Source organism: Algibacter sp. YIN40, from assembly GCF_057219435.1.
In genome coordinates this window covers 1,629,804-1,652,594 of the sequence record NZ_JBXVVC010000001.1, presented here as the reverse complement: position 1 = coordinate 1,652,594, position 22,791 = coordinate 1,629,804, and the positions used below count along the sequence as shown (strand labels likewise).

The 22,791-nt window shown below is 31.0% G+C and carries 24 protein-coding genes; 8 read left to right on the top strand and 16 right to left on the bottom strand.

All coding sequences use genetic code 11. The features are described 5' to 3' along the window. Positions 1-8: 8 nt before the first annotated feature. Together AC2D6V_RS07650 and AC2D6V_RS07645 are read right to left on the bottom strand one after the other, a co-directional pair. The gene (locus tag AC2D6V_RS07650) at positions 9-167 is read right to left on the bottom strand and encodes a YqaE/Pmp3 family membrane protein (protein ID WP_484647467.1); all 159 of its coding nucleotides are present in this window, start codon (positions 165-167) and stop codon (positions 9-11) included. Positions 168-278: 111 nt separating this feature from the next. Then, positions 279-1,166 carry a hypothetical protein gene (locus tag AC2D6V_RS07645; protein ID WP_484647466.1) on the bottom strand — a complete coding sequence of 296 codons (888 nt, stop codon included), beginning with the start codon at positions 1,164-1,166 and terminating at the stop codon, positions 279-281. Positions 1,167-1,454: 288 nt separating this feature from the next. On the opposite strand from AC2D6V_RS07645, the gene lysS reads away from it, so the two are divergent. The 3 genes from lysS to AC2D6V_RS07630 all read left to right on the top strand — a co-directional run bounded on the left by lysS (position 1,455) and on the right by AC2D6V_RS07630 (position 5,235). Next, positions 1,455-3,143 (top strand): lysine--tRNA ligase, encoded by a 1,689-nt coding sequence (lysS, locus tag AC2D6V_RS07640; RefSeq protein WP_484647465.1) that lies wholly within the window; start codon positions 1,455-1,457, stop codon positions 3,141-3,143. Between the two features lie 256 nt (positions 3,144-3,399). Continuing rightward, positions 3,400-4,164, top strand: coding sequence for a DUF6090 family protein (locus tag AC2D6V_RS07635; protein WP_484647464.1), 765 nt, complete (start codon positions 3,400-3,402; stop codon positions 4,162-4,164). A 204-nt stretch (positions 4,165-4,368) separates the two neighbouring features. Continuing rightward, positions 4,369-5,235: an MBL fold metallo-hydrolase gene (locus AC2D6V_RS07630; protein ID WP_484647463.1), complete on the top strand. Its 867-nt coding sequence runs from the start codon at positions 4,369-4,371 to the stop codon at positions 5,233-5,235. Between the two features lie 169 nt (positions 5,236-5,404). Here AC2D6V_RS07630 and AC2D6V_RS07625 read toward each other — a convergent pair whose 3' ends face one another. The 7 genes from AC2D6V_RS07625 to yiaA form a co-directional block, all read right to left on the bottom strand. After that, on the bottom strand, positions 5,405-5,893 hold the full coding sequence (locus AC2D6V_RS07625) for a hypothetical protein (RefSeq protein ID WP_484647462.1): 489 nt from the start codon (positions 5,891-5,893) through the stop codon (positions 5,405-5,407). A 133-nt stretch (positions 5,894-6,026) separates the two neighbouring features. Next, positions 6,027-6,776: an alpha/beta hydrolase gene (locus AC2D6V_RS07620; RefSeq protein WP_484647461.1), complete on the bottom strand. Its 750-nt coding sequence runs from the start codon at positions 6,774-6,776 to the stop codon at positions 6,027-6,029. A gap of 34 nt (positions 6,777-6,810) precedes the next feature. Continuing rightward, positions 6,811-7,689, bottom strand: coding sequence for an alpha/beta hydrolase (locus tag AC2D6V_RS07615; protein ID WP_484647460.1), 879 nt, complete (start codon positions 7,687-7,689; stop codon positions 6,811-6,813). A 49-nt stretch (positions 7,690-7,738) separates the two neighbouring features. Continuing rightward, the gene (locus AC2D6V_RS07610) at positions 7,739-8,302 is read right to left on the bottom strand and encodes a GDYXXLXY domain-containing protein (protein WP_484647459.1); all 564 of its coding nucleotides are present in this window, start codon (positions 8,300-8,302) and stop codon (positions 7,739-7,741) included. Beyond that, positions 8,299-9,582 (bottom strand): DUF2157 domain-containing protein, encoded by a 1,284-nt coding sequence (locus AC2D6V_RS07605; protein ID WP_484647458.1) that lies wholly within the window; start codon positions 9,580-9,582, stop codon positions 8,299-8,301. The genes AC2D6V_RS07610 and AC2D6V_RS07605 overlap by 4 nt, the downstream gene beginning before the upstream one ends. A gap of 6 nt (positions 9,583-9,588) precedes the next feature. Further along, positions 9,589-10,338 carry a ceramidase domain-containing protein gene (locus AC2D6V_RS07600; RefSeq protein ID WP_484647457.1) on the bottom strand — a complete coding sequence of 250 codons (750 nt, stop codon included), beginning with the start codon at positions 10,336-10,338 and terminating at the stop codon, positions 9,589-9,591. 111 nt (positions 10,339-10,449) lie between these two features. Continuing rightward, a complete protein-coding gene (gene yiaA, locus AC2D6V_RS07595; RefSeq protein WP_484647456.1) occupies positions 10,450-10,935 on the bottom strand; it encodes an inner membrane protein YiaA in 486 nt (161 codons plus the stop codon). Positions 10,936-11,086: 151 nt separating this feature from the next. Here yiaA and AC2D6V_RS07590 point away from each other — a divergent pair, with 151 nt between their 5' ends. From AC2D6V_RS07590 to AC2D6V_RS07580, 3 genes are all read left to right on the top strand, one after another. Continuing rightward, positions 11,087-12,607 (top strand): tetratricopeptide repeat protein, encoded by a 1,521-nt coding sequence (locus tag AC2D6V_RS07590; RefSeq protein WP_484647455.1) that lies wholly within the window; start codon positions 11,087-11,089, stop codon positions 12,605-12,607. Positions 12,608-12,642: 35 nt separating this feature from the next. Next, positions 12,643-13,863, top strand: a complete 1,221-nt coding sequence (locus AC2D6V_RS07585; RefSeq protein ID WP_484647454.1) for a hypothetical protein — start codon at positions 12,643-12,645, stop codon at positions 13,861-13,863. Between the two features lie 265 nt (positions 13,864-14,128). Then, entirely contained in the window at positions 14,129-14,581 is a 453-nt protein-coding gene (locus AC2D6V_RS07580) for a hypothetical protein (RefSeq protein ID WP_484647453.1), read from the top strand. A gap of 134 nt (positions 14,582-14,715) precedes the next feature. Here the strand turns inward: AC2D6V_RS07580 and AC2D6V_RS07575 are convergent, their stop codons facing one another. The 6 genes from AC2D6V_RS07575 to AC2D6V_RS07550 form a co-directional block, all read right to left on the bottom strand. Continuing rightward, entirely contained in the window at positions 14,716-15,426 is a 711-nt protein-coding gene (locus AC2D6V_RS07575; RefSeq protein ID WP_484647452.1) for a DUF6090 family protein, read from the bottom strand. 217 nt (positions 15,427-15,643) lie between these two features. Next, positions 15,644-17,164, bottom strand: coding sequence for an amidase (locus tag AC2D6V_RS07570; RefSeq protein WP_484647451.1), 1,521 nt, complete (start codon positions 17,162-17,164; stop codon positions 15,644-15,646). Between the two features lie 454 nt (positions 17,165-17,618). Next, on the bottom strand, positions 17,619-18,905 hold the full coding sequence (gene hemL / locus AC2D6V_RS07565) for a glutamate-1-semialdehyde 2,1-aminomutase (RefSeq protein ID WP_484647450.1): 1,287 nt from the start codon (positions 18,903-18,905) through the stop codon (positions 17,619-17,621). Positions 18,906-18,919: 14 nt separating this feature from the next. Continuing rightward, positions 18,920-19,717, bottom strand: a complete 798-nt coding sequence (locus tag AC2D6V_RS07560) for a glucosaminidase domain-containing protein (protein ID WP_484647449.1) — start codon at positions 19,715-19,717, stop codon at positions 18,920-18,922. 90 nt (positions 19,718-19,807) lie between these two features. Next, entirely contained in the window at positions 19,808-20,722 is a 915-nt protein-coding gene (locus AC2D6V_RS07555) for a 1-aminocyclopropane-1-carboxylate deaminase/D-cysteine desulfhydrase (protein ID WP_484647447.1), read from the bottom strand. Further along, complete coding sequence (locus AC2D6V_RS07550; RefSeq protein ID WP_484647446.1) at positions 20,712-21,050, bottom strand: hypothetical protein; 339 nt, start codon at positions 21,048-21,050, stop codon at positions 20,712-20,714. The genes AC2D6V_RS07555 and AC2D6V_RS07550 overlap by 11 nt, the downstream gene beginning before the upstream one ends. A 51-nt stretch (positions 21,051-21,101) precedes the next feature. Here AC2D6V_RS07550 and AC2D6V_RS07545 point away from each other — a divergent pair, with 51 nt between their 5' ends. Further along, the gene (locus AC2D6V_RS07545) at positions 21,102-21,266 is read left to right on the top strand and encodes a C1orf53 family protein (RefSeq protein ID WP_484647445.1); all 165 of its coding nucleotides are present in this window, start codon (positions 21,102-21,104) and stop codon (positions 21,264-21,266) included. Between the two features lie 149 nt (positions 21,267-21,415). Beyond that, positions 21,416-21,976 (top strand): DUF4136 domain-containing protein, encoded by a 561-nt coding sequence (locus AC2D6V_RS07540; RefSeq protein ID WP_484647444.1) that lies wholly within the window; start codon positions 21,416-21,418, stop codon positions 21,974-21,976. An 84-nt stretch (positions 21,977-22,060) separates the two neighbouring features. Here AC2D6V_RS07540 and AC2D6V_RS07535 read toward each other — a convergent pair whose 3' ends face one another. After that, positions 22,061-22,720, bottom strand: a complete 660-nt coding sequence (locus AC2D6V_RS07535; RefSeq protein WP_484647443.1) for a hypothetical protein — start codon at positions 22,718-22,720, stop codon at positions 22,061-22,063. Between the last annotated feature and the right edge of the window lie 71 nt (positions 22,721-22,791).

The following is a 22,791-nucleotide window of genomic DNA, read 5'->3' as shown; positions in this document are numbered from 1 at the left end:
TTTATTGTTTAATTTTTAGGGTTATTAAGTATAACTAAAGCAGCAATAACACCTGGCACCCAGCCGCAAAGCCATAATAAGAAAACTACAAAAATAGAGCCACAGCCTTTATCTATAACAGCTAAAGGTGGACAAATAATAGACAGTAAAACTCTCCAAAAACTCATATTGAATATTTAATGATACCGAAACACGTTCGGCATAGATTGATGATTTACTTGTTTGACGTCATGATATAAGTTTTGTTACAATTAAAAGTTTAGGTAAATGAAATTTTTTTACTTACAAAGTGCTTCTAAGTTATCTTCAATATCTCCCGGTGTACTCATAATTTTCATAAATGTACCCATTGTTAAATCAGGCCAATGTAAAGCTAGCCTATATTTACCATGTAGCATGGTCGCAACTTTATCCTGTAGTATTATTTCATAAGGCAAAGCAGCAACATGATCTTCACCAATAATTGGCAAAAAATGAGATTCTCCTTCTGAACTATTTAATAATCCAATACCAAAAACAGCCACCTTAGCATTATTATAAACTAGTTTATAAACTAGTTTCGTGCTTGCTTTTTTAGAGTTTAGAGCATTTTCAATAGTATTTACTCCTTCTTCAAACGAATTAAATTCATTCAATACAATAGGATCTGTAAAATAAGGCATCATTATTTTATAATGGTACTTTTTTAATTTATCTGCTTGTACAGTCCCACCAAATGGAACAAACTCATTTCCAAGAGAAGAAAATGCTGTTTTTAAATCTGCACTAAATGCTTTAAAAGTACTGCTGAATGTGTTATAGTTCTCTCTTAAATAAGCTCTTAAAATATAATCTGGATTCGTGTATGAAATAGTTACTTTATTATTTATTTCAACTAATCCTACTTTAAAAACTGCAGCTAATGCTCCTCTATCAGTAACTTTAATTGCGGTATTACTTAAATCACTTCTTGTAAATGCAATAACTTTTAAAGATTTTTTATTTGAAGGGCTATAAGCTCCTAAGAAAATAAATGAATTATTCTTTAACGTAGAAATAACCTTTTGTGTTAATTCCTGAATACTTTCAGTTGATTCTCCAATTTTAATATATGGAGACAATTCTTGTGCTAATAAATTATAATTAATGGTAAATAAAACAAGTGAGCTTAATATTAAATTTTTCATCTTAAATAAGTTTAAATTATTTGTGTTATAGTAATTGAATTAATAAAAAATACATTATAAATCATCTCAATTATATTTTAAATAAATAGGCGACAAAACCTGTTATTATAATTATATCAAAATAAAAACTATCTTATTAATCAGCCTATGATGAAAGTCATAAACGAAACTTTTTTCTAAATTATTATCAAAACACTGTCTGTGAATCAATAAAAACAAAGAATAATTAAAAAGAAGCTTTTCCTTTTTTTTAAATAGTTTAATTTTGCGATTCAAAAAAATTATAAGATGCAGCTTTCTGAGCAAGAATTAGTAAGAAGAGAAAAACTAGTAAAACTACGCGAATTAGGTATTAACCCATATCCTGCAGATTTGTATCCTGTTAATCACAGTTCAAAAGTAGTAAAAGAACAATTTGAAGAAGGTAAACAGGTTGTTATTGCTGGAAGATTAATGATGATAAAAATTCAAGGTAAAGCGAGTTTTGCGCAACTTCAAGATGCTGAAGGAAAAATTCAAGTGTATTTTAATCGTGATGAAATTTGCCCAAATGAAGACAAAACCAAGTACAATGATGTTTTTAAAAAACTACTAGACTTTGGAGATTTTGTGGGCATTGAAGGTGAATTATTCACCACGCAAGTTGGTGAAAAAACAGTAAAAGTTAAAGATTTTACGGTATTAAGTAAAGCTTTAAAACCTCTTCCATTACCAAAAGAAAAAGACGGTGTGGTGTATGATGCTTTTACTGATCCTGAACAACGCTACAGACAGCGTTATGCCGATTTAGTGGTAAATCCCCATGTAAAAGAAGTATTTGTAAAGCGCACTAAATTATTCAATGCGATGCGTTCATTTTTTAATGATGCTGGTTATTTTGAAGTAGAAACTCCTGTATTACAACCAATTCCTGGTGGTGCTGCGGCGCGTCCGTTTATAACACATCACAACGCTTTAGATGTGCCTTTATACATGCGAATTGCGAATGAGTTGTATTTAAAGAGATTGATTGTTGGAGGTTTTGATGGCGTCTATGAGTTTTCTAAAAACTTTAGAAACGAGGGGATGGATAGAACACATAATCCTGAGTTCACAGCCATGGAAATTTATGTAGCTTACAAAGATTACAACTGGATGATGGAATTCTGTGAACGCCTACTAGAGCATTGTGCGATAGCTGTGAATGGAAGCACAAAAGCTACTTTTGGGGAGCATGAAATAGATTTTAAAGCACCGTATGCGCGTGTAACTATGGCAGATTCTATAAAACATTTTACAGGATTTGATATTACAGGTAAGAACGAAGACGAAATAAGACAGGCTGCAAAAGAATTAGGTGTAGAAGTGGATGCAACCATGGGTAAGGGGAAGTTGATTGATGAGATTTTTGGTGAAAAATGTGAAGACAACTATATACAGCCAACCTATATAATCGATTATCCTAAAGAGATGAGTCCGTTATGTAAAGAACACAGAAAAAATCAAGAACTAACCGAACGTTTCGAACTAATGGTTTGTGGTAAAGAAATTGCTAATGCTTATTCTGAACTTAATGACCCAATAGACCAACGCGAGCGTTTTGAGCATCAATTAAAACTTGCCGCCAAAGGTGACGATGAGGCTACCGAGTTTATTGATGAAGACTTTTTAAGAGCCTTAGAATATGGTATGCCACCAACATCTGGTATGGGCATTGGTATGGACAGACTCATTATGTTCTTAACTAATAATCAATCTATTCAAGAAGTGTTATTCTTTCCACAAATGAGACCAGAGAAAAAGGCAGTAGCGATGAATGATGATGAAAAAGCTTTATTTACTATTTTAAAGTCAAATTCTCCAATAGATTTAAATACTCTAAAATCACAATCTGGTTTGAGTAATAAAAAATGGGATAAAACCATTAAAGGATTAACAAAACTAGGTATAGCAAAAGTAACTAAAACCGAAGATGCCTTAATTGTAGATGTTGTATAATATTATATTCACATCTAAAATTTATCTCTACATTGAATAATATAGAAAAAGGGTTTACAATTAAGTAAATCCTTTTTTTGTAGCAGATGGTAGCATATATATAGTGCAAATATGTCACTTATCATTATCTTAACTTAGTAATTCTCTAATTAATAAATTTTGTAAGTAATTATGTATATTTGAGTGTATTTAAAGAGGAATATAGAAAATTGTCTATATCCAATTATCGTGCTTCATTAAGAAAAATCCCTGACCAATGATAAAATTCTTTAGAAAAATTAGACAAAATCTGGTTTCAGAAGGAAAAACTGGAAAGTATTTTAAATACGCAATTGGAGAAATTATTCTTGTGGTTATTGGAATTTTGATTGCCTTATCAATTAACAATTGGAATGAGAACCGTAAAATAATTGCTCAAGAACAATTTATTCTTGAAAGATTAAAAGCTGACATTATTACTGATGTAAATGGTATTTTAACTCAAATGGAATATATTAATAGAAGTAACAAAGAGTTAACTTTTATAATTAACATCATTCTAGGAAATGCAGAAACAAATCTTCAAGATTTTCGAAAAAATTTAAGGTCTTTACTTGCTGTGAATTTCTTCAATCAAAACAAAACAACATTCAATAATATTGTATCATCAGGACAAATAGAATTCATTCAAAACAAAATACTGACGGACTCTATTACTAAATATTACAATAATAACTATAAAGGTTGGGATTCAGCGATGTCCGATTATACACGAAATATAATGGCTCCATTTATTCTGAATTTTGATCATATGCCACAAAGTAACGACGGGCTTGAGGGTTATGAGAATTTTACAAGAGTTGATTTTAATAAATCTAAAATTAGCTCAAAGTCGATTAAAGACTATCAAAGCGAAGTGTTTTTTCTAAATATTTTACGGCAAAAAACATTCCTTTCGGAAGGACAGCAGATGGAATACCAAAAATTAAAAATATACATGGAGCAATTACTCAAACAGATAGATTCAGAAATTAAAAAATAATGAAAGTACAACAACGTGTATAATTAATGTCGTTAAAACAAGGTTCAGGGAATTCTGCCGAATTTCGGATATGTCATTCCATTTTTTGCTTGCTTAGTTCTCTAACAACACTAACCATACACAAACACGTTAGCCAACATAAAAAAACACTCAAAATCGATGAGTCAAAAATATCTAATTAAAATCATCAGGCATATTCTCTGCATGTTTGTACTAATATCTAAAAGTTCTTGCGCTGTAAATGCAAATTTAGATTTTGTAGTAACCACCATTACACAAAATGTATATAGCATTGTTTCACCATCAAAAGGATTACCTACTCCTGAAAACAAAGGTTGGAATTCCAATATTCATTTTGTGGTTACTGGAGAAGGAGTCCTACTTTTCGATACTGGGTCTTCCGAATTTATTGGTAACAAAGTTAAAAAGGCAATTAAGACAGTTACTAATCAACCTGTTCGTAGGGTAATTAATTCACATAGTCATGCTGATCATTGGCTTGGTAATGCAGCGTTTATCGAAACTGATGTTGAAATTATAGCAAGTAATAAAGCACATATTACCATGAAAAAATATGGCAAAGAAGATGTTCAGTTTTATTCTCAAGTAACTAAAGGCACTATCGGTTCCACTAACCTTGTGTTTCCTACAGTTTTATTAACTCAAGGACAGAAGCGTAAATTCGGAGGAATAGATGTAGAATTTATTTTTTCTAATGATGGACATTCTCCGGGTGATATTTTGATGTGGTTACCTAAACAAAAAATAATATTTGGTGGAGATGTATTAAGTTCTGATTGGATGCCAATGATTACAGACTATAAAAATGTTCCAAATTTAGTTAGTACCCTTTACAAAATAGCAAATGTAAACCCAAATATTGTCTTAACAGGTCATGGTAAATCAACAACTATGGAATCGATAAAACGTGATGCAGATTTATTATCAAGCGTTTGGAAACATGTAAAATCGGGTTATGTAAAAGGCAAAAATTCTGATGAGATTTTAGATGACATTAAAGATAAACTTGGACCAAAATACAAACCTTTATATAAAGATTTTAGTTCGTAAATTAAACGTCATGTTAATCTTATGTTTAAATTACAGCAATAAATATTATTCAAAAACCTAATAGAATAAATTGAATTAAGGTCAACAAAAAAATCCAGTAAAATTAATTACTGGACTTTTTTAACTAACTAACTAACTAACTAACTAACTAACTAACTAAACTAACAACTTAACTAACCCAATAATTCTGAGCCATACCGTAGTATGCGCAGAAATTCTTAGGCAAATAATCTTTGGTATTAAAATTTAAATTGACTTCTTCTTCAATTTCAATTAGTCCAATTGTATTCCAATCTATATCGTGTAATCCTTTTAATGGATTAAAGTTTCTCGGCAGGTACTCTTTTGTATCTATTACTATGTCTACTTCCTCATCTATAGTAACCAATTCAATTGTATTCCAATCTAAATCGTGCTTTCCTTTTAATGGATTAAACCCTTCAGGTAAGAATAATTTTGTATCAAAAGGTATTGTAACGTCCTCTTCCAACTCAACAAGTTCTAATACAAATTCATTGGCTTGATCACAAATCGAATCTTCAAAAATACAAGATAATTCGTATTCTGGAATTGTGTCATAATCATGCGTCATTTCACTAATAGTTGCAGATGCACTAGCAGTAATAAACAAACTTAAAATAAATGCTAATCGTACCATAATTTTATAAATTAATTTCTATACAAATTGACGCTTATTTGGTAAAATGGTTACTAAGATTTAGATATGTTTAACACATAATTATCAATACTTTAAGATATCTAAACTGAAGTGTTAAGGATTTTAAGAATTACTATGGAAATAGTATTTTAATATGATGCTGATACAAACTGAAATTAGATAAATTATTATGATTTCCACTTTCAATTTCCACAAACTCTGTAAAGCCCTTTGGTGCCACTTCGTAGAGTTTTTGAGCAGACCTATAAGGGATAATTATATCTTCTGTTCCATGAAACATTATAATAGGACAAGTTACGTCACCAATAAATTGATAGGTTAGAAATTTATATTTAAGAAATAGTCTAACCGGAAATATAGGGAATCTAGATTGAGCCACATCTTCTATACTATAATAAGGGGTTTCTAAAACAAGCTTACTTGGATTATTTCTAGAAGCAACATATGCAGCTATTCCTGTTCCTAAGGAACGACCATATACTGTAATTTGACTTTCTTGATATTGACTCTTCAAATAACTGTAAAACATATCGGCATCTTCATAGAATACATCCTGACTAAGTTTGCCCGTACTTTTTCCATAGGTTCTGTAATCCATAATCAAGACGTCATATTGTTTTTCAACAAAAAACTCCGCTACAGTTCCCCAACGAGATAAATCGCCTGAATTACCATGAAAATATAAGATAACTCCCTTGGGATTTTCAACTTTAAAATGCAGTGCGTTTAGCCTAGCTCCATCGGTTGTTTCTAAATTTATTTCTTCAAAATTATAATTAAAACTAAACTCATAATCTTGTTCTAATACCGTTGGCAAAAACAAAAGTTTTTCTTGTATAAAATATAAGGATGCTGAAATCATAACATATAGACTTACTAAAATTAAAACTAGCGTTTTAAGCTTTTGCTTTAGATGCCTTGGAACTGTGTTTAACATGTATGCTTGTTGTAGATAAATCTATTTGTTCTGGTTTAGAATTTAGGATATCATGTATCATTTCATGATACGATTCAAAATTGTTTAAGTTTTTGTGTCCGCCCCCTATTACCGTGTGCAATTTGGTACGTTTAGGGTTCACTTTCGATAATTTCACACTAGTTTTATATGGTATCAAACTGTCATTAGTGCCATGAATAATATGAATAGGGCATTCCACATACTTTAACCACTTATAAGTTGGTAGCGGATATTTAATTAAAAGAGACAGTGGCATAAAAGGTGCATAGCGTGCCGTTACTTTTGTTAAACTATAATAAGGCGCATCTAGGATAAGCATTTTAGGGTTATTCATTGAAGCTAACTTGGCAGCAAACCCTGAACCCAATGAACGTCCATACAATATAATTCTGTCTTCGGTTGTTTTCTCTTTTATCTTGTTATACACTTCCTGCAAATCTCTTTTGATAGCTTTTTGAGAACGTCTGCCTGTGCTTTTTCCAAATCCACGATAATCTACCATAAGGACATTATAACCATGTCTTGTAAAATCTACAGCAAATTTACCCCAACCCTTAATACTTTTAGAGTTCCCTTTTAAGTATAAAACAATGCCTTTTGATTCGCTTTTTGGCTTAAATAGAATACCATTTATAATAGCTCCATCTCTAGTTTCTAGATTATGTTCCTCTATATCTTGATTCTCATAATAAAACTGAAAATCTTTAGAAAGTTTTTCCGGTTTAAATAATAAATAATCCTGCAAGTAATATAAAGCAATGCTTATTATTACATAAACAATAAGAATTACAATAGTAATGTGCAACCAATAAGACATATAACAAAACCGTTAGATTACTAATATACAATAATTCACCCTATTGATTTTAGTCAACTTTATCAACATAATCTTTAATAGAAATTTCATTAATAATAATATCGTTTAATACCGCTTCTCCATTTTTAATGTACACTAAAGCATATGTGTTATTAGACAATGAATCGCGTTGATTATTTCTTACAGCAACCTCGGCATCATAAGCTTTGGTTTCTTCCATATAATAACGATTAAAAGGTAAATTAAAACTTAATTCTTGCTCTATTTTACTATACCAACCAACTTCAGCAATAATAAAATCTTTAGATACGTTTAAGGGTTCTTTACTGACTTCAGAAACTTTTGCAAAACCTAAACTATCAGTTTCTAAATAAACATAAACTTTATCTTTTCTTTCCCAAATGGTGTCGATAGTTTTATAAGATCCAACATCGTAATTTAAATTTATATACTTACCTCTATAAGGATCACTAGGGTCTACTGGCTGCGTTTTAAATTTATAGACTGTCCCGTTGCTTATAATAGATTCTTTATTAAAAATCATTTGTGCTGGCACGAATAGTTGTGCTATTGCTACAACTATAAATAGTATGAATAAGTACATTGTTTTCATGAGTCTTTATTGTTTGATTTTTGCCTTTTTAACATAATATAATTGGTGAAAAAGAAACCAACTCCAACACCTACAAATAATAAGCCTCTAATTACGAAACTCATGTTAGTGTCAAAAAATCGACAAGCAATAAGTATTGTTATTATTAACAAACCATAATTTAAAATACCAAAGTGAAGTTTATCTGCACCAATCTTTATAGCTAGAATTCCTAGTGCTAGTATTAATAAATTTATTAGAATTATTGAAGTAAAACCACCTGACATTCCAATAAAAAAGATGATTGAGAAAAGTATAAATACATATTGGAATAAGTTGAAGTTTTGAATCCATTTTTTTGAATATGAAAAGGCCAAAACACCTAACGTAATTAGAAAAAGTGTTATTGAAATATAAATCTCTTGACTGCCAAACACTATATCATGTCTTAAAATATCTTTCCAGAGCCATTCAAAACTTGTTAGCATTAACATATAAATGGTTCCTAAAGAACCTAGTACCAAATAACCATTTTGTCTTAATTTTTGATTATTGAAAAACGGTAGTTTTCCAATATTATATAACAACCCGAAAAGTATAACATACATTAAAAAACCAAGTTCTTCAGTACTATCAACAAAGCTTCCTAACACAATAATAACACTTAAAGGTATAAGCCAATTAAAAATTGAAGTAATGTTATGTGTCTTTTTATTTTTTAATAATAGATAGTAATGGGGCATTAATATTGCCAATAGCATTAAATATAACCATGGTGTTTGGTTACCATCAAAGTACCCAAAAGCGCAAGCATAATTTGTTGCAAAAACAATATGCAGTATTGCTGAAGCATTAGATTTTAAAAGGTATATAAGTGGTGTACAGAGTAAAATCCATGTTAACATATAACTGCTAAAATTCCCTGGAATATTATAAATTTGACTCACCAAAGCCATACTAGCACCTACAGCAAAAAACAAGAATACACTTGAAGCTTCTTTCCATGTTGTGCTTTCCTTGTTTAAAATTGTATAGCCTACTATTAGTTGCCCAATAATTAATGGTCCAAAAGCAAAAATTGTTTTTATGCTTCTAGAAAAATCATCCCAGTTATGAGCTAGAATTAAGATAATACCAAGACCAACTAGTGTAGAACCTAAAACAGCAAAAACAGTAAATAACCGATTTGGTGAATCTGATTTTTTATACTTATAATAGTTTTCGATGTTGGTGGCAACTTCGTTTGAAATGACTTGCTCTTCAACTAACTCTTTTATATCGTTTTGAATTTTTGAATTCATTTTAATTTATTTTTCTCTTTTTATATATGAATGTATTAGGATGTACAGTCCGACCGTCGACAAAATATGCTTTATTGAATGACCACTAACAACCTTTAAGATACCAAATATCTGGCTATCAAAATGTTCAAACCCTTTTGCTATTATATAAGCTACTATTAATGCCCAATACCCAAACGAGGTATTATATTTTGATTTAAATAAAATCAAAATTAAAGGTAACGCAATTAAAGGTAAAAACTGAACAGCGACATAAATTCTAAGATCATCGAAAATCACCCAATATAGAATCGAAAAGAATCCTATTGTTAATAATGGGATTAATGATTTCTTTCCAAATTGATTATTAATAAACTCACTTATCACTATTGAGATCAAAGACATAATAGCTACTATCATGGATAATCTATCCCATATTAAAGTATCATTGTTTGGATTCATGTGATAATAACTAGATCCAAAAGCGATAAAAATTATTCCTGTAAAAAATATAATATATTGAAATCTAGGTTTACTTAATGTATTCAAATTAATTAATCCAAATAATCCAACTATTAGAAAAGGTAGATTGGTTATTACATTCCAAAAGTTTGGAACATCCAAAATCATATTGCTATCAGAGAAATTATGATATAACAAGTCTTGAGTAATAGGAGGGCTTATAAACAACCCAACAACTACCACTAAAACTAGAACAGTCAGAATATTTAATCCAAATCTCTTTCTTTTTGAAAGAACACTAATCTGTTTCAACATGACATTTTTTTTAAAACCTCGCAGCATTAACCACGAGGTTTTGGGTTAATTAACTAACCAATCATCAAAACAACCCATAGATATTTTCTGTTTTGAATAATTTATTGAAAATTAGTTGTCATCCTCAGCTATACTTCTATCAATATACTGCACATCTCTTGTGTTTTTCTGCACAGCAATTGCAGAAAATAAACTCAAAAGAAAAGACATCCCGTAAAAACCTTTTTCACTTAAAAGTAAATCGGCATTCCATAATCCTATTACCAATAACACAATGGATGCCATAGCAGCAAACCAACTAATACTATAATAAATATCGGTAACTGGAACATTTTCCATTTTATCTCTAACAGCCTTCTGAACTGAGATTGCAGAAAACAAACCAAAAAGTAAGATGGTAAAATAGTATCCTTTTTCATTAAGCATCATGTCTGCATTCCATAAACCAATACAATAGGATGTCATTCCTATTAATAATGCAGACCAAGATGACCCAATAAAAGCTGAAGTCGGTTTTTGATCATAAACTTTAATCTCTTTCTTAACTTTTGTTTCTTTAGATTTTTCATCTACCGAAACTGTTGTTTGATAATTCATAATTTTTTGTTTTAATAATTATACGGCAAAACTGCACAATATCTGGAAGCGATGAAACACAACATTAACATAAAACCAACGATATAATAAATATTAAAATTAAAATTATTGCTATATTTATTATATATTACAATAATTAACTGACGATTAAATGATTGATTTAAATATTATAGTTTCTACATTTTCTATTGATGATAGACAACGTTTTATAACACATTTAGAAAAAAAGAACAAACGAAAAGATACCAAAAATGTTCAATTATTTAATCATTTAATAAGAAACGAATTGAGTTCTAAGGATATCTGTTTTAAGCTTTACGGAACTCTAAAAAAAGATGCTTACCATGCTCTGCGCAAACGATTATACCAATCTATCATCGATTTTGTAGCAAACTCCAGCTTGCAAGAAGAAAACTCTATAGAGATGCAAATTATTAAATACATTTTGGCATCGAGAGTATTTCTTCAAAACAAACAATATAAATTAGCTTATAAGATTTTAAATAAAGCCGAAAGTTTAGCCGAAGAGTACTTTTTATTCTCGTTGTTAAATGAAATCTATCATACAAAAATTCAATACGCACATGCAAATCATGGCGAGAATCTAGATCTGCTCATCTCAAAATTAAAAAGAAATCAAAAAAACATCCATTTAGAAGGTGAGCTAAATATAGTCTACGCAAAAATTAGAGAAACCCTGAATAGCATCGCTTATAAAGGTGAGGTCTTAGATTTTCAAACCATCCTTAGTAACACTTTTAAAGAACATGGTATTAACATAAGAGATTCTATGTCATTTAAATCGCTTTCACAATTAGTTTCTATTGCAAGTATCTCTGCTTTTGTTAGTAAAGACTATTTAAAAATTGAGCCCTTTTTAATTGATACTTATAAATCCATACTCGAATATAAGAACAAAGAAAATCAGCGCTACTATCATATTCAAATACTTTATGCCATAGCTAATGCCTTGTTTAGAAATAAGAAATTTGATGAATCAATACATTATTTACAACTCATGTATGAACAAATGATTCTAAACCGAAAAAAATATTTCAATGCATTTAAATTAAAATACAACTTGCTATTGGCGCTCAATTATAATTTTTCGAATAAGGAAATTCAAGCTATCGAACTCTTAGAACAGTTTACAAAAATCAAGCATGAGGATATTGAAACTTTATTAGATATTAACCTAAGTCTTATCATGTTTCATTTTCAAAAAAACAACCTAAAAGAAGCTCAATCTATATTTTCAAAATTTTATCATACAGATAAATGGTACATCGAAAAAGCAGGTAAAGAATGGGTTATTAAAAAGAACCTAACAGAAATTTTACTGCATATTGAACTCAAAAATATGGACTTATTAGAGTCCAGACTCCGAAGTTTTAAAAGAACCTATTTTCCATATCTAAAAAGCATCAACCAACAACGCGTAATTACATATTTGGGTTTCGTAGAACAGTATTATAAAAATCCCGAGTTAGTAACCTCTACTAAATTTAAAGAAACTGTCGAAAACGCCTTCGATTGGATGAAAACGCATCGAGAAGATATTTTTGTTATTAGTTTTTACAGTTGGCTAAAAAGTAAAATGAATAAAAACGATTTATACAAAACTACTATAGACTTAATAAAACAAGCGCAAAAAGAATTAACAAACGCATAATTATTATTTATTTAAACTTTACCTATTTTTGCGCAATGCTAAAAAAAACGCTTCTTATTGTATTCTGCTTTTCAAGTTTTATTTTACTTGGACAAGAAAAGGATAGTCTGTCTTTTAAAAACGGCATTGATAAGCCAAGTATATTAGCAACACATCATTTTGGAATTTTTAGTTCGCGAATAAATAACAACTTCAAAATTGCGCCATCTAAACAGAAAGTATTTTCATTTGAATATATTAGTGGGAATAATTTCCATCCATTTGTTGAAGCTTACTACCCAAAAGACCCTGCAGTTAGAGAGGAGTTGAGTAATACAACTTGGCACGACCGACGCTTCAATTTTATTGACCAAGAAACAACTCCTGCAGATTATCTTAATATTGTTATTGACGCTGTTATTAAAGAGTTTAGAGCTAACCTAAATATCCCTTTAGCAGAAAAACATGAGTTAGGCATCACATTAAGATCCTATTTAATTACTAAAGGAAAACATCCTTTTTCCCTATTTACCGGCGATGAGAGTATTGAGTGGTTTCACAGTAATGTTTTTGGAGGTGAAGACCCCTATGGCAGACGTTTTTATGGGCTTAATCAAGTGAATTTCGAATATAACGATAGAAACGGAAGAACACTTAAATTAAACAATAATGATTTCTTTTTAGGAGGTATTGAACTAAACCATTTTTATTATCCAACCTTAGGCATCAATGAAACTAGAAATTTGTTTTTCAACATTGGAAGTCATGTAGGTATAAATACTTCTAAATTTAATTCTTCTGTAGATGTTGGCGTATCTACAAATGCCGTCAAAAGAATAAAGCTCAAAGGTGGTAACGAGTTTAATATTGGTTTGGGCGCAAGTCTTTTGCATAAAAACATGATAGACTTTAAAGATGACAATATCGATTTAGGCACAAATAAATATCTAGCAAGTTTAGAGAGCGATATTGAATTCACAAAGTACACCAGAAAAAGAAATTATCACGCCTTTAGTGTGAATTTTCATATCCAATCAAGATATGGGAAACTAGTAGAAGCAGGATATTTTAAACTACAAGGACTGTGGCAAGAAATAAATGGCGGTTGGCAACATGGCGTACAAACACTCTATAAAGCACTTTCTGATTGGACTTTTATTTACACTTATGGTCGTCCCAAGTTTAAATTATCACTTTATTTCAAAGAAGATTTCTCAGTCAATAATGCACCAGATTTTCAAACAGGTGTGAGTGTACAAATCCCTATTAGCAAATAGACTTCATTTTTATAAAGATTGTCAATTCGAGTGAATATTACTCATTTTATGAGTGAAATTATTATCGAGAATTAAATTTTTGTTTTAAAACCAGTTCTCGATACATCACGCTAAGGCGTGACACTCGAACTGACACTTAGTTTAGTAAAATTAATCAAAATGCACAACGGGTATAAAATTGTTAAAGTAGCGTTAAAAACAAGATAGCGTTAAACCTTTCATTTTTTTTATAGTCAAAAGCACAAACAATTTAAAATAGAAAGAAATGAAAAAGCTTATTTTAATAGCCTTAGCTTTATTAGCCATTCAAGTAGGAGCTCAAGAACCAAAAAGAGATGGTCATAAAAAAGGTCAAGCCATGAAAAATTTAAGTGCTGACGAAATTGCAACACTTAAAACTAAAAAAATGACCCTTCATTTAGATTTAAATGAATCGCAACAAAAAGAAATTTACGATATAAATTTAGCAAATGCTACCACTAGAAAAGCGCACATGGAAAGTCGCAAAGCCAAAAAAGAAAGTGGTGACGCTCAAAAACCCACAAAAGAAGAGCGTCTAAAAATGGCTAATGCTAGGTTAGACCATCAAATAGCCATGAAAGCAAAAATGAAAACGATTTTAAATGCTGAGCAATTTGCTAAATGGGAAAAAGCACAAATGCGAATGGCGAAGAAAGGAAAAAAGAAAGGCATGAAAAAAGATATGCAAAAACAATAACGATTTTAGTTTAGTTAATTTGATTATAGTTTAGTTGATGAAAAACGCATCCCGAATATTTGGGATGCGTTTTGTTTATTTGTTATATACGCATGTTGTGCTTCGTTATTTCTATTCCTTTTAAGTTATTTATTTCAATTTAAATTTTTCAATTGATTCTCAATCAGAAGAATTAAACTTTCAAAATCCTTAATTTCGTTTTCAAGCCTATACTTATAGTTTAATGCAACTTCTTCTTCTAGTCTGATAAGCTTTTTCAATGTATTACTATTTTTTATTTTCTTAAAGTCAACGTCTATACCTCCAACCCATTTCCCGTTTTTTGACCGTTCAAAATTATATTCGGTTAATTCTAGCTCATAATTTTCACGAAGTTGATGCTGAAATTGGCGATTAAGATTAATAAATTCAATTCCCAAAGGCAAGTCGTTTTCATAAATTCTGACAATTTTTTGTCTTAATGAATCATTTTGAATTATATTCAACCCTTGTGATTTTAAAGACTCATAAGCACCTTTGTCATAGTTGAAAGAAAGTGTAATACCAATTTTATTGAATAAAGGATATAATATAGAATCATGAGGCAGATTTTCTTGATTCAATTCATTTATTAATTGACTAATCACATTATTTTTTTCTAGAGCGCGAAATTTATAAATCCCTCTTGTTCTACCTAAGTCGCTTTTTAAGGATTTAAGAATTTGTGTTAAAAAAACTTTCTCTAATTTTTTAGATTTTCTTTCTTCATTCCAATTGTTAATCTGAAGTGCAATCAGTATTCCAATAACAACGAGTAAAATTTCTCCAATTGCATATTTAAAATACTTCCCAGTTTTGTTTTCCATTAATAAGTTTTGTCTAATTTCTCTAAAGAATTTTATCATTGGTTAGCGGTTTCTGATTACATTCAACGATATGGATATGAAGCGTAGCATTCACGCCATCTCTTAATTTTTGCTTTTAGATTCCCTATAAAAGTAAGTAAAAACTTTCGTATTAGCTTTTGAAATGCTATGATTTATATCCTTTGTTGGGTGCTAGTTTTCATATTTGTAAAAATGGTCAAATTGCTGGATGCCGTTTATGCCATTCTGTGGCTTGTTCAAATTCATAACCCAATCTGCATAAAATAGATTCGCTAAATGGAGCTCCCATTAATTGTAAACTAAGAGGATATCCTTCTTTCGATTTTCCACATTGAAATGTAATTGCAGGAGTTCCTGAAAGATTAGCAGGTATAGTAAAGTGCATATTAGCAGCTGCTACATAAGGATTAAAATTTTCCATATTTCCTCTTTGGATTTCATGAGTAATCCCTTCTGGTAATGTACCTGCTGGAGCCACTATAACATCAACATTCTTAAATATTTTTAAAAATTCCTCCTTAAATGTTTCTTTGGCTAATTTTGCATCTTCGTAATCTTTTTTAGACACAGAATTACCATAAGCAAGGAAATCACGAAAATAGGGTCCATACAAATCTTCTTTTGATGGATAATTAATTTTATGAGCAACTGTAGCCTCTGGTGTGCAGATATTAAACCAAATTCCACCCAGAGCATTTTTGTCCCAAGGAATTTTAAATCTTACAATTTCTGCTCCTAATTCCTCTAATTTATCAACTGCATTCAATATGCTGGCAACAATATCCTTATCAACACCATCGGCAATATAACTTTCATCCAATCCTATTCTAAGTCCATTTATTCCCTTTCCTAGTTCGGCACTTAAATTTGAAGCAGGTTTATTTATAGAGTTTGGATCTTTTTCGTCATAACCACTAATTACATCAAACATAATGGCCGCGTCTTTCACACATCGAGTAAGTGGACCAACATGATCAAGAGAATCACTTAAAGGTAAAACACCATATTTACTAACTCTGCCAAAAGTAGGTTTGAGTCCAACAACACCATTTGCCATTGAAGGAAAACGAATAGAGCCTCCAGTATCTGTACCAAGTGAACCAAAACAAAGTCCAGCGGCAGTAGCTACACCTGAACCGCTTGAAGAAGCGCCAGCCCAATGTTGCTCTTCCCATGGGTTTATAGGAATTTCAAAGTCACTATGATATCCAGCCATAGCGCCTTCAGTAAGATTTAATTTACCCAGAATTATAGCACCAGCATTCTCTAATTTTTCAAAGACCGTTGCATCATATTCAGGAACAAAGTCCTTATAAAAAGAAAGACCTCCAGTTGTTGGAGCATTTTTTGTAAAGACTAAATCTTTTACTGCAACTGGAACACCATGTAAAGGACCAAGATAATCCCCTTTTAATAACTGCTCATCAGCCATTTTAGCTCTTTTTAATGAATATTCACTCATTATAGTAATATAACTATGCAATCTTTTGTCAATACTTTCTATACGATCTAACATTAATTGAGTCAATTCAACTGAGCTAATCGTTTTATTTTTAATAAGATCAGCTACCTCATAGAGGTTTTTAAAATGAATATTTGCTAAATTGAAATTCTTATCTGAAGAAATGCAACCAAAAGGAAGTGTAAGCCCAACAATACCTAGTCCAATTAAGGAGCACATTTCTCTTCTGGAAATACTGTTTTTCGAATTATTCATTAGAAATTTAAGTTTTAAGGTTAGTTTTTTTGTTTTTATAAAATTAGCTACAACCCGCAAAGTATAAGGTTTGTTAGGTAGTAGTTATCATAAGGGTTATCCTTTTTATTATAAATATACTAAAAGTTAGTCGATGCATTGCCTATACTTTGCGGGTTAGGAAGAATAAGCAAACATTAGAAATTTTAAATTTTATGAATAGAGACAAGTTTGAATTTTGACTTAATTTATGAAAATATACTGCTATTCAGCTGACCTAATACCTAAAAAATTTAATGTTTCGTTTGCGTGCCCTTGTGGTTATTCTTCCTAACTCGTTATATAGTAACTTTTATTATCGATAGCCCGTAAAATAAGTCAGGATATAGTGAGTTTTTTATAACTGTTATCCTGTAAAGATATTTTTTTTATAATAGTATCTACAGGGCTTTTATATCCTGTAAATCTTTTGTTCTTACGGCGTTTTTGCAACTGTGTTCACAGCTTCTATAGTAAAATCTAGGTCTTCGTAAGACAAAGCATCTGTAATAAACCAAGTTTCAAAAGCACTAGGTGCTATATAGACACCTTGGTTAAGCATACCGTGAAAGAATTTTTTAAATCTGTCATTATTGCCTTTAGCAGCAGTATCAAAATCTATAACTTTTCCTTCATCAAAGTGTACCGAAATCATAGAACCTACTCTATTAATAGTATGCGCTATGCTATTTTCATCTAAAACTTGAGCAATACCTTTATGTAAATACGCGGTCTTTTCAGCTAAGCGATTAAAGATTTCAGCATCATTATTTAACTCAGTTAACATAGCTAATCCAGCTGCCATAGCTAAGGGATTTCCACTTAAAGTTCCTGCTTGATACACAGGACCTAAAGGCGCTAAATAGTTCATGATTTCATTTCTTGCAGCAAAAGCACCTACAGGCAAACCACCACCAATTACTTTTCCGAAGCAAACAATATCTGCCGTAATATTATAAAGTTCTTGCGCACCTCCTTTTGCTAGTCTAAAACCGGTCATGACTTCATCAAAAATCAACAAAATGTCATTAGCATCACAAATAGTTCGTAAGGCTTCTAAAAAACCTTCTTTAGGTGGAATACACCCCATATTACCAGCAACTGGCTCAATAATAATACACGCAATTTCATCTCTATTAGACGTAACTAATTTCTTAACAGCCTCAATATTATTATAGGCTGCAAGTAAGGTGTCTTTCGCAGTACCTTGGGTGACTCCAGGACTATTAGGGACGCCAAAAGTACTTGCGCCACTCCCCGCTTGAATTAAAAAAGAATCGCTATGTCCATGATAGCAACCAGCAAATTTTATAATCTTATCTTTCCCTGTATAACCACGTGCTAATCGTACTGCACTCATGCATGCCTCGGTACCAGAATTTACAAACCTAATTTTATCAATATTAGGCACCATAGAAACTGCTAATTCTGCAATTTGAGTTTCAATTTCTGTTGGCATACCAAAAGAAGTTCCTTTTTTTGCTTTTTCTACCACTGCATTTACTACAGGATCGAATGCATGCCCCAAAATCATAGGTCCCCATGAGTTTATGTAGTCAATCAAACGATTGTCGTCTGCATCATACAAATAAGCCCCTTTGGCTTCTTTTACAAAAATTGGCGTTCCTCCCACACCCTTAAAAGCTCTAACAGGTGAGTTTACACCTCCAGGAATTACTTTTTCTGCTTCGGCGAACAAGGCGCTACTTCTTTTATAAATCATAAAAAATTATATCGTTATTGCTGAATTACTAAGGTTTGCCCAATATTTAAAGCATTATCTTTTAATCCATTTATTTTTTGAAGTTCTTCTACAGTTGTATTATACTTTTTAGAAATGGAATATAGCGTATCGCCTTTTGAAACTGTATAAGTCGTTTGATAAGTTTCATTTTGAGCAATCGAATTTGTATGAGAACCCAATACTTGCTTATCATATTTATCAAGTTTGTAACGCTCAATCAAACTAATAAGTTTTTGTGGATACTTCCTATCGGTGGCGTATCCAGCAGTTCGTAATCCTTTTGCCCAGGCTTTATAATCATGTATTTTTAAATCAAATAAAAAGGCATAGCGCTTACGTTCAGATAAAAACAACGAATGGTCTCTAAAGGAATATTTAGCATCGTTATATTTCCTGAAACATTCTCCTTTTTTATCATCGTCATGATAAATCTTTTTTCCAGTCCAATCATGACATTTAATTCCAAAGTGATTATTAGCCTGTGTGGATAATCGTCCTTTTCCAGAACCAGATTCTAAAATCCCCTGAGCCAAAGTAATACTTGCAGGTATGCCATAAAGTTTCATTTCATTTTGTGCAATATCACTAAATGTTCCAATATACTTTTCGGTAGCATTGGCATAAGTTTTAGAAGATTCTTTTACTACTTCCGTTTCTGGAGTTGCAACAACCACCTTAGGTTCTGAACGTTCAAGAGGTTCAGCACGTTTCTTTTTGGTAACCACTCCTTTTTTAGAGCCGCAACTAAAACTTAAAATACTTAGAAAAAATATGACAATAATTCGTTTCATCTGTTTATAAATATTGTTTTTTAGCGGTCATATGTAACTTTCATATAATAATTTCACTATGTATCGAAACTTTAGTTATGAATGTTTCATTTAAACATCAATTAATGGTAAACCCTTCTTTTTTAAAACTGTATTCATACCAGATATTCCTTGTAAACCTCCTGTATGAATGGCTAATATTTTTGCGCCTTTCGGAAAATAATTCTTTTCGATTAAATCAAAAACACCATACATCATTTTACCTGTATAAATTGGATCTAAAGGAATTTCATGATATATCTTGAACCAATTGATAAACGCCACCAACTCTTCATTTATTCTAGCATAACCTCCAAAATGATAATCACAAATCAATCTCCAATTAGGCTTTGATGCAAATTTACTAATATCTTGTTTTAAAAAGTCGCCCTTTAAAGCAGGAAATCCTAAAACTTGTTGACTAGGTTTTGAACAATTAATAAGTCCAGATATGGTTCCTCCAGTTCCTACCGAGCAGCAGATATATTCAAAATCACTTGTGTTATCATCAAGTATTTCTTCGCAACCCCTAATAGCTAAAGGGTTTGTACCTCCTTCTGGAATTAAATAAAATAATCCAAATTCCTCTTTCAAACTCTCAATAAAGATTTCGGAATCTTTTTTTCTATAATCTTCTCTGGAAACAAATTTAAATTGCATCCCACATTGTTTCGCAAAACGAAGCGTAGCGTTACTATTTTCCGTCTCTTGCAACTCTTCACCACGAATAATACCTATAGTTTTAAAACCATATAGTTGACCTGCTGATGCGACAGCTGCAATATGATTAGAATAAGCGCCACCGAAAGTCAATATTGTTTTAAAACCTGATTTTTCGGCTTCTATTAGATTGTATTTTAGTTTTCGATATTTATTACCCGAAACGAAAGGATGAATTCTATCTTCGCGTTTAACATATAGCTCAACATCCTTTTTTTGAGGCAACTTTACTTGTTGATTTACACTATTTTCAAGCTTAAATATCATGCTCGCGAAGATACTTCAAAAAAGACCAAAATGATCGGTGTTGCAAATAATCTAGCTTACATTCATTGGCATAAGCTTCCCGCTCAAAAGAAATGTTTCTATAAGCTTGATTCCAATTTCTATATTGAAAACGTCTTACTAAAAATTCAATTCCATAAAAAAAATAAAACGGTAGCACAAGCATTTCTATTTGCTGCCTTAAATGAATTTTCTCATGGTTCAACAACACTTTATCTGACTCTAAACGTTTCCATTTTAAAAAAACAAATGGAAAAATAGTTAAGCCATTATAACCTTTAGGAACTAAAAATTTAGAAATCAATATCATATTTAAAGGCTTTCAAAAATCAATCCAAATTATATTAACTTTGCCACTTCAATGAAAAAAAATATCCCAATTCAAGAAGGCGACTATTACATTACCCCAGAAGGCTATCGCTGTTTTAAAGAGCAGTACCACTTAAGAAGAGGTTACTGCTGTGAAAGTGGTTGCAGGCATTGCCCCTATGGTTATGACAAAGCTACAAATTCTATAAAAAAGTAAGTTAGAATAACACTTTTATTGGGCGATACTTGGTATGATTCTTGATGCTATTAAAAGTAAAAAAAGAAAGTTTCTGTAAATTAATTATCTTTATAGAATAGCTATTTACTCAAACTTTTACAACTATTATAACCGTAAAAAATTGCATTATGAATAGATTATTTAAAACTTTATCGCTGTTATTATTAGTAATGGTAGCGACATCCTGTACTTCTGTGAGAGTGGCAGCAGATTATGATAAAGGTGCAAACTTTGGTGAATACAAAACTTTTGCATTCTTTAAAACTGGTATTGATAAAGCCGAAATTAGTGATTTAGATAAACGTAGAATATTACGAGCCATTGAAGCTGAGTTGCTAGCTAAAGGTTTTTCAAAGTCTCAAAACCCAGATTTATTAGTGAGTCTTTTTACTAAATCTCAACAACGGGTAGATGTTTACAACAATTCTTGGGGCATGGGTGCCTGGGGTTGGGGCGGTTGGGGAGGATATGGTCCAGGTTGGGGCTGGGGTTGGAATCAACAACCAATGGTTTCCACCAGCACACAAGGAACACTTTATATAGACCTCATTGATGCTAATAAAAAAGAACTCGTTTGGCAAGGTATGGGAACTGGTTATTTAAGCAGAAACATGGAAAAGAAAGAAGCCCGTATAAAAGAATTTGTTACAGAGATTATGACTAAATATCCTCCGGGAGCGCAACAATAAAATCAAATTAAAAAAAGCGCCCTAGTAGGTCGCTTTTTTTTATAGCCTATTTAAATTTAATTATCTCATCTGTTTAGCATGCAATCATAAATTTGACTCCTTTAAATTCTTAACAGGAAAAAATATAGTAGGAATTAAAAAAGACTGCAAAATTGTAATTATTACACTAATCTCGTCTGTTAAACCATGAGCTTCTCCTGTAGCGAATAATATTGCTTGTATTGGTATTAACGCCATAATTATTAACCCCTTGTTTGTGTTTTTTCTATTCCATTGAATATTCATTTCAGGTAGCTTTCTATCTTTTAAAACAATTCCAATAATTAATAACAATGCAATAATTGCCAATGGAATTACAATCATAGAAATAGATATATGCACATCTAAAGTATCTCCATGAAACTGAGAATCTCCGTTTACAATTATATCGAATAGAAGGTTTCCAAAGGTATGAATCCACCATAAAAACAATAAACCATAAAAAACGATTCGATTTTTTATCCAATAAAATGAATAAAAGAAAAGAATAAAAAATATTAGAAATGGGATTAAGACAAAATACCCTGCTTCTACTCCAGTGCTTCTTAAAGAAAGTCCAAAATAAGATTGCCCCCAACTATAAGAACTTCCATCAAAAAGACATCTTAATAGGGGTAACCACACAAGCATAAATGTAATACCTGAGAATATTAAAAGAAAATTAAATAAGGGATTGCTCGAACGAACAGCGATTGGTTTTTTCATAATGATATGATTTAAGTAGTTAAAAATATATCAACATGACTACAATAAATTTCGTTTGTTACTCACCTGTG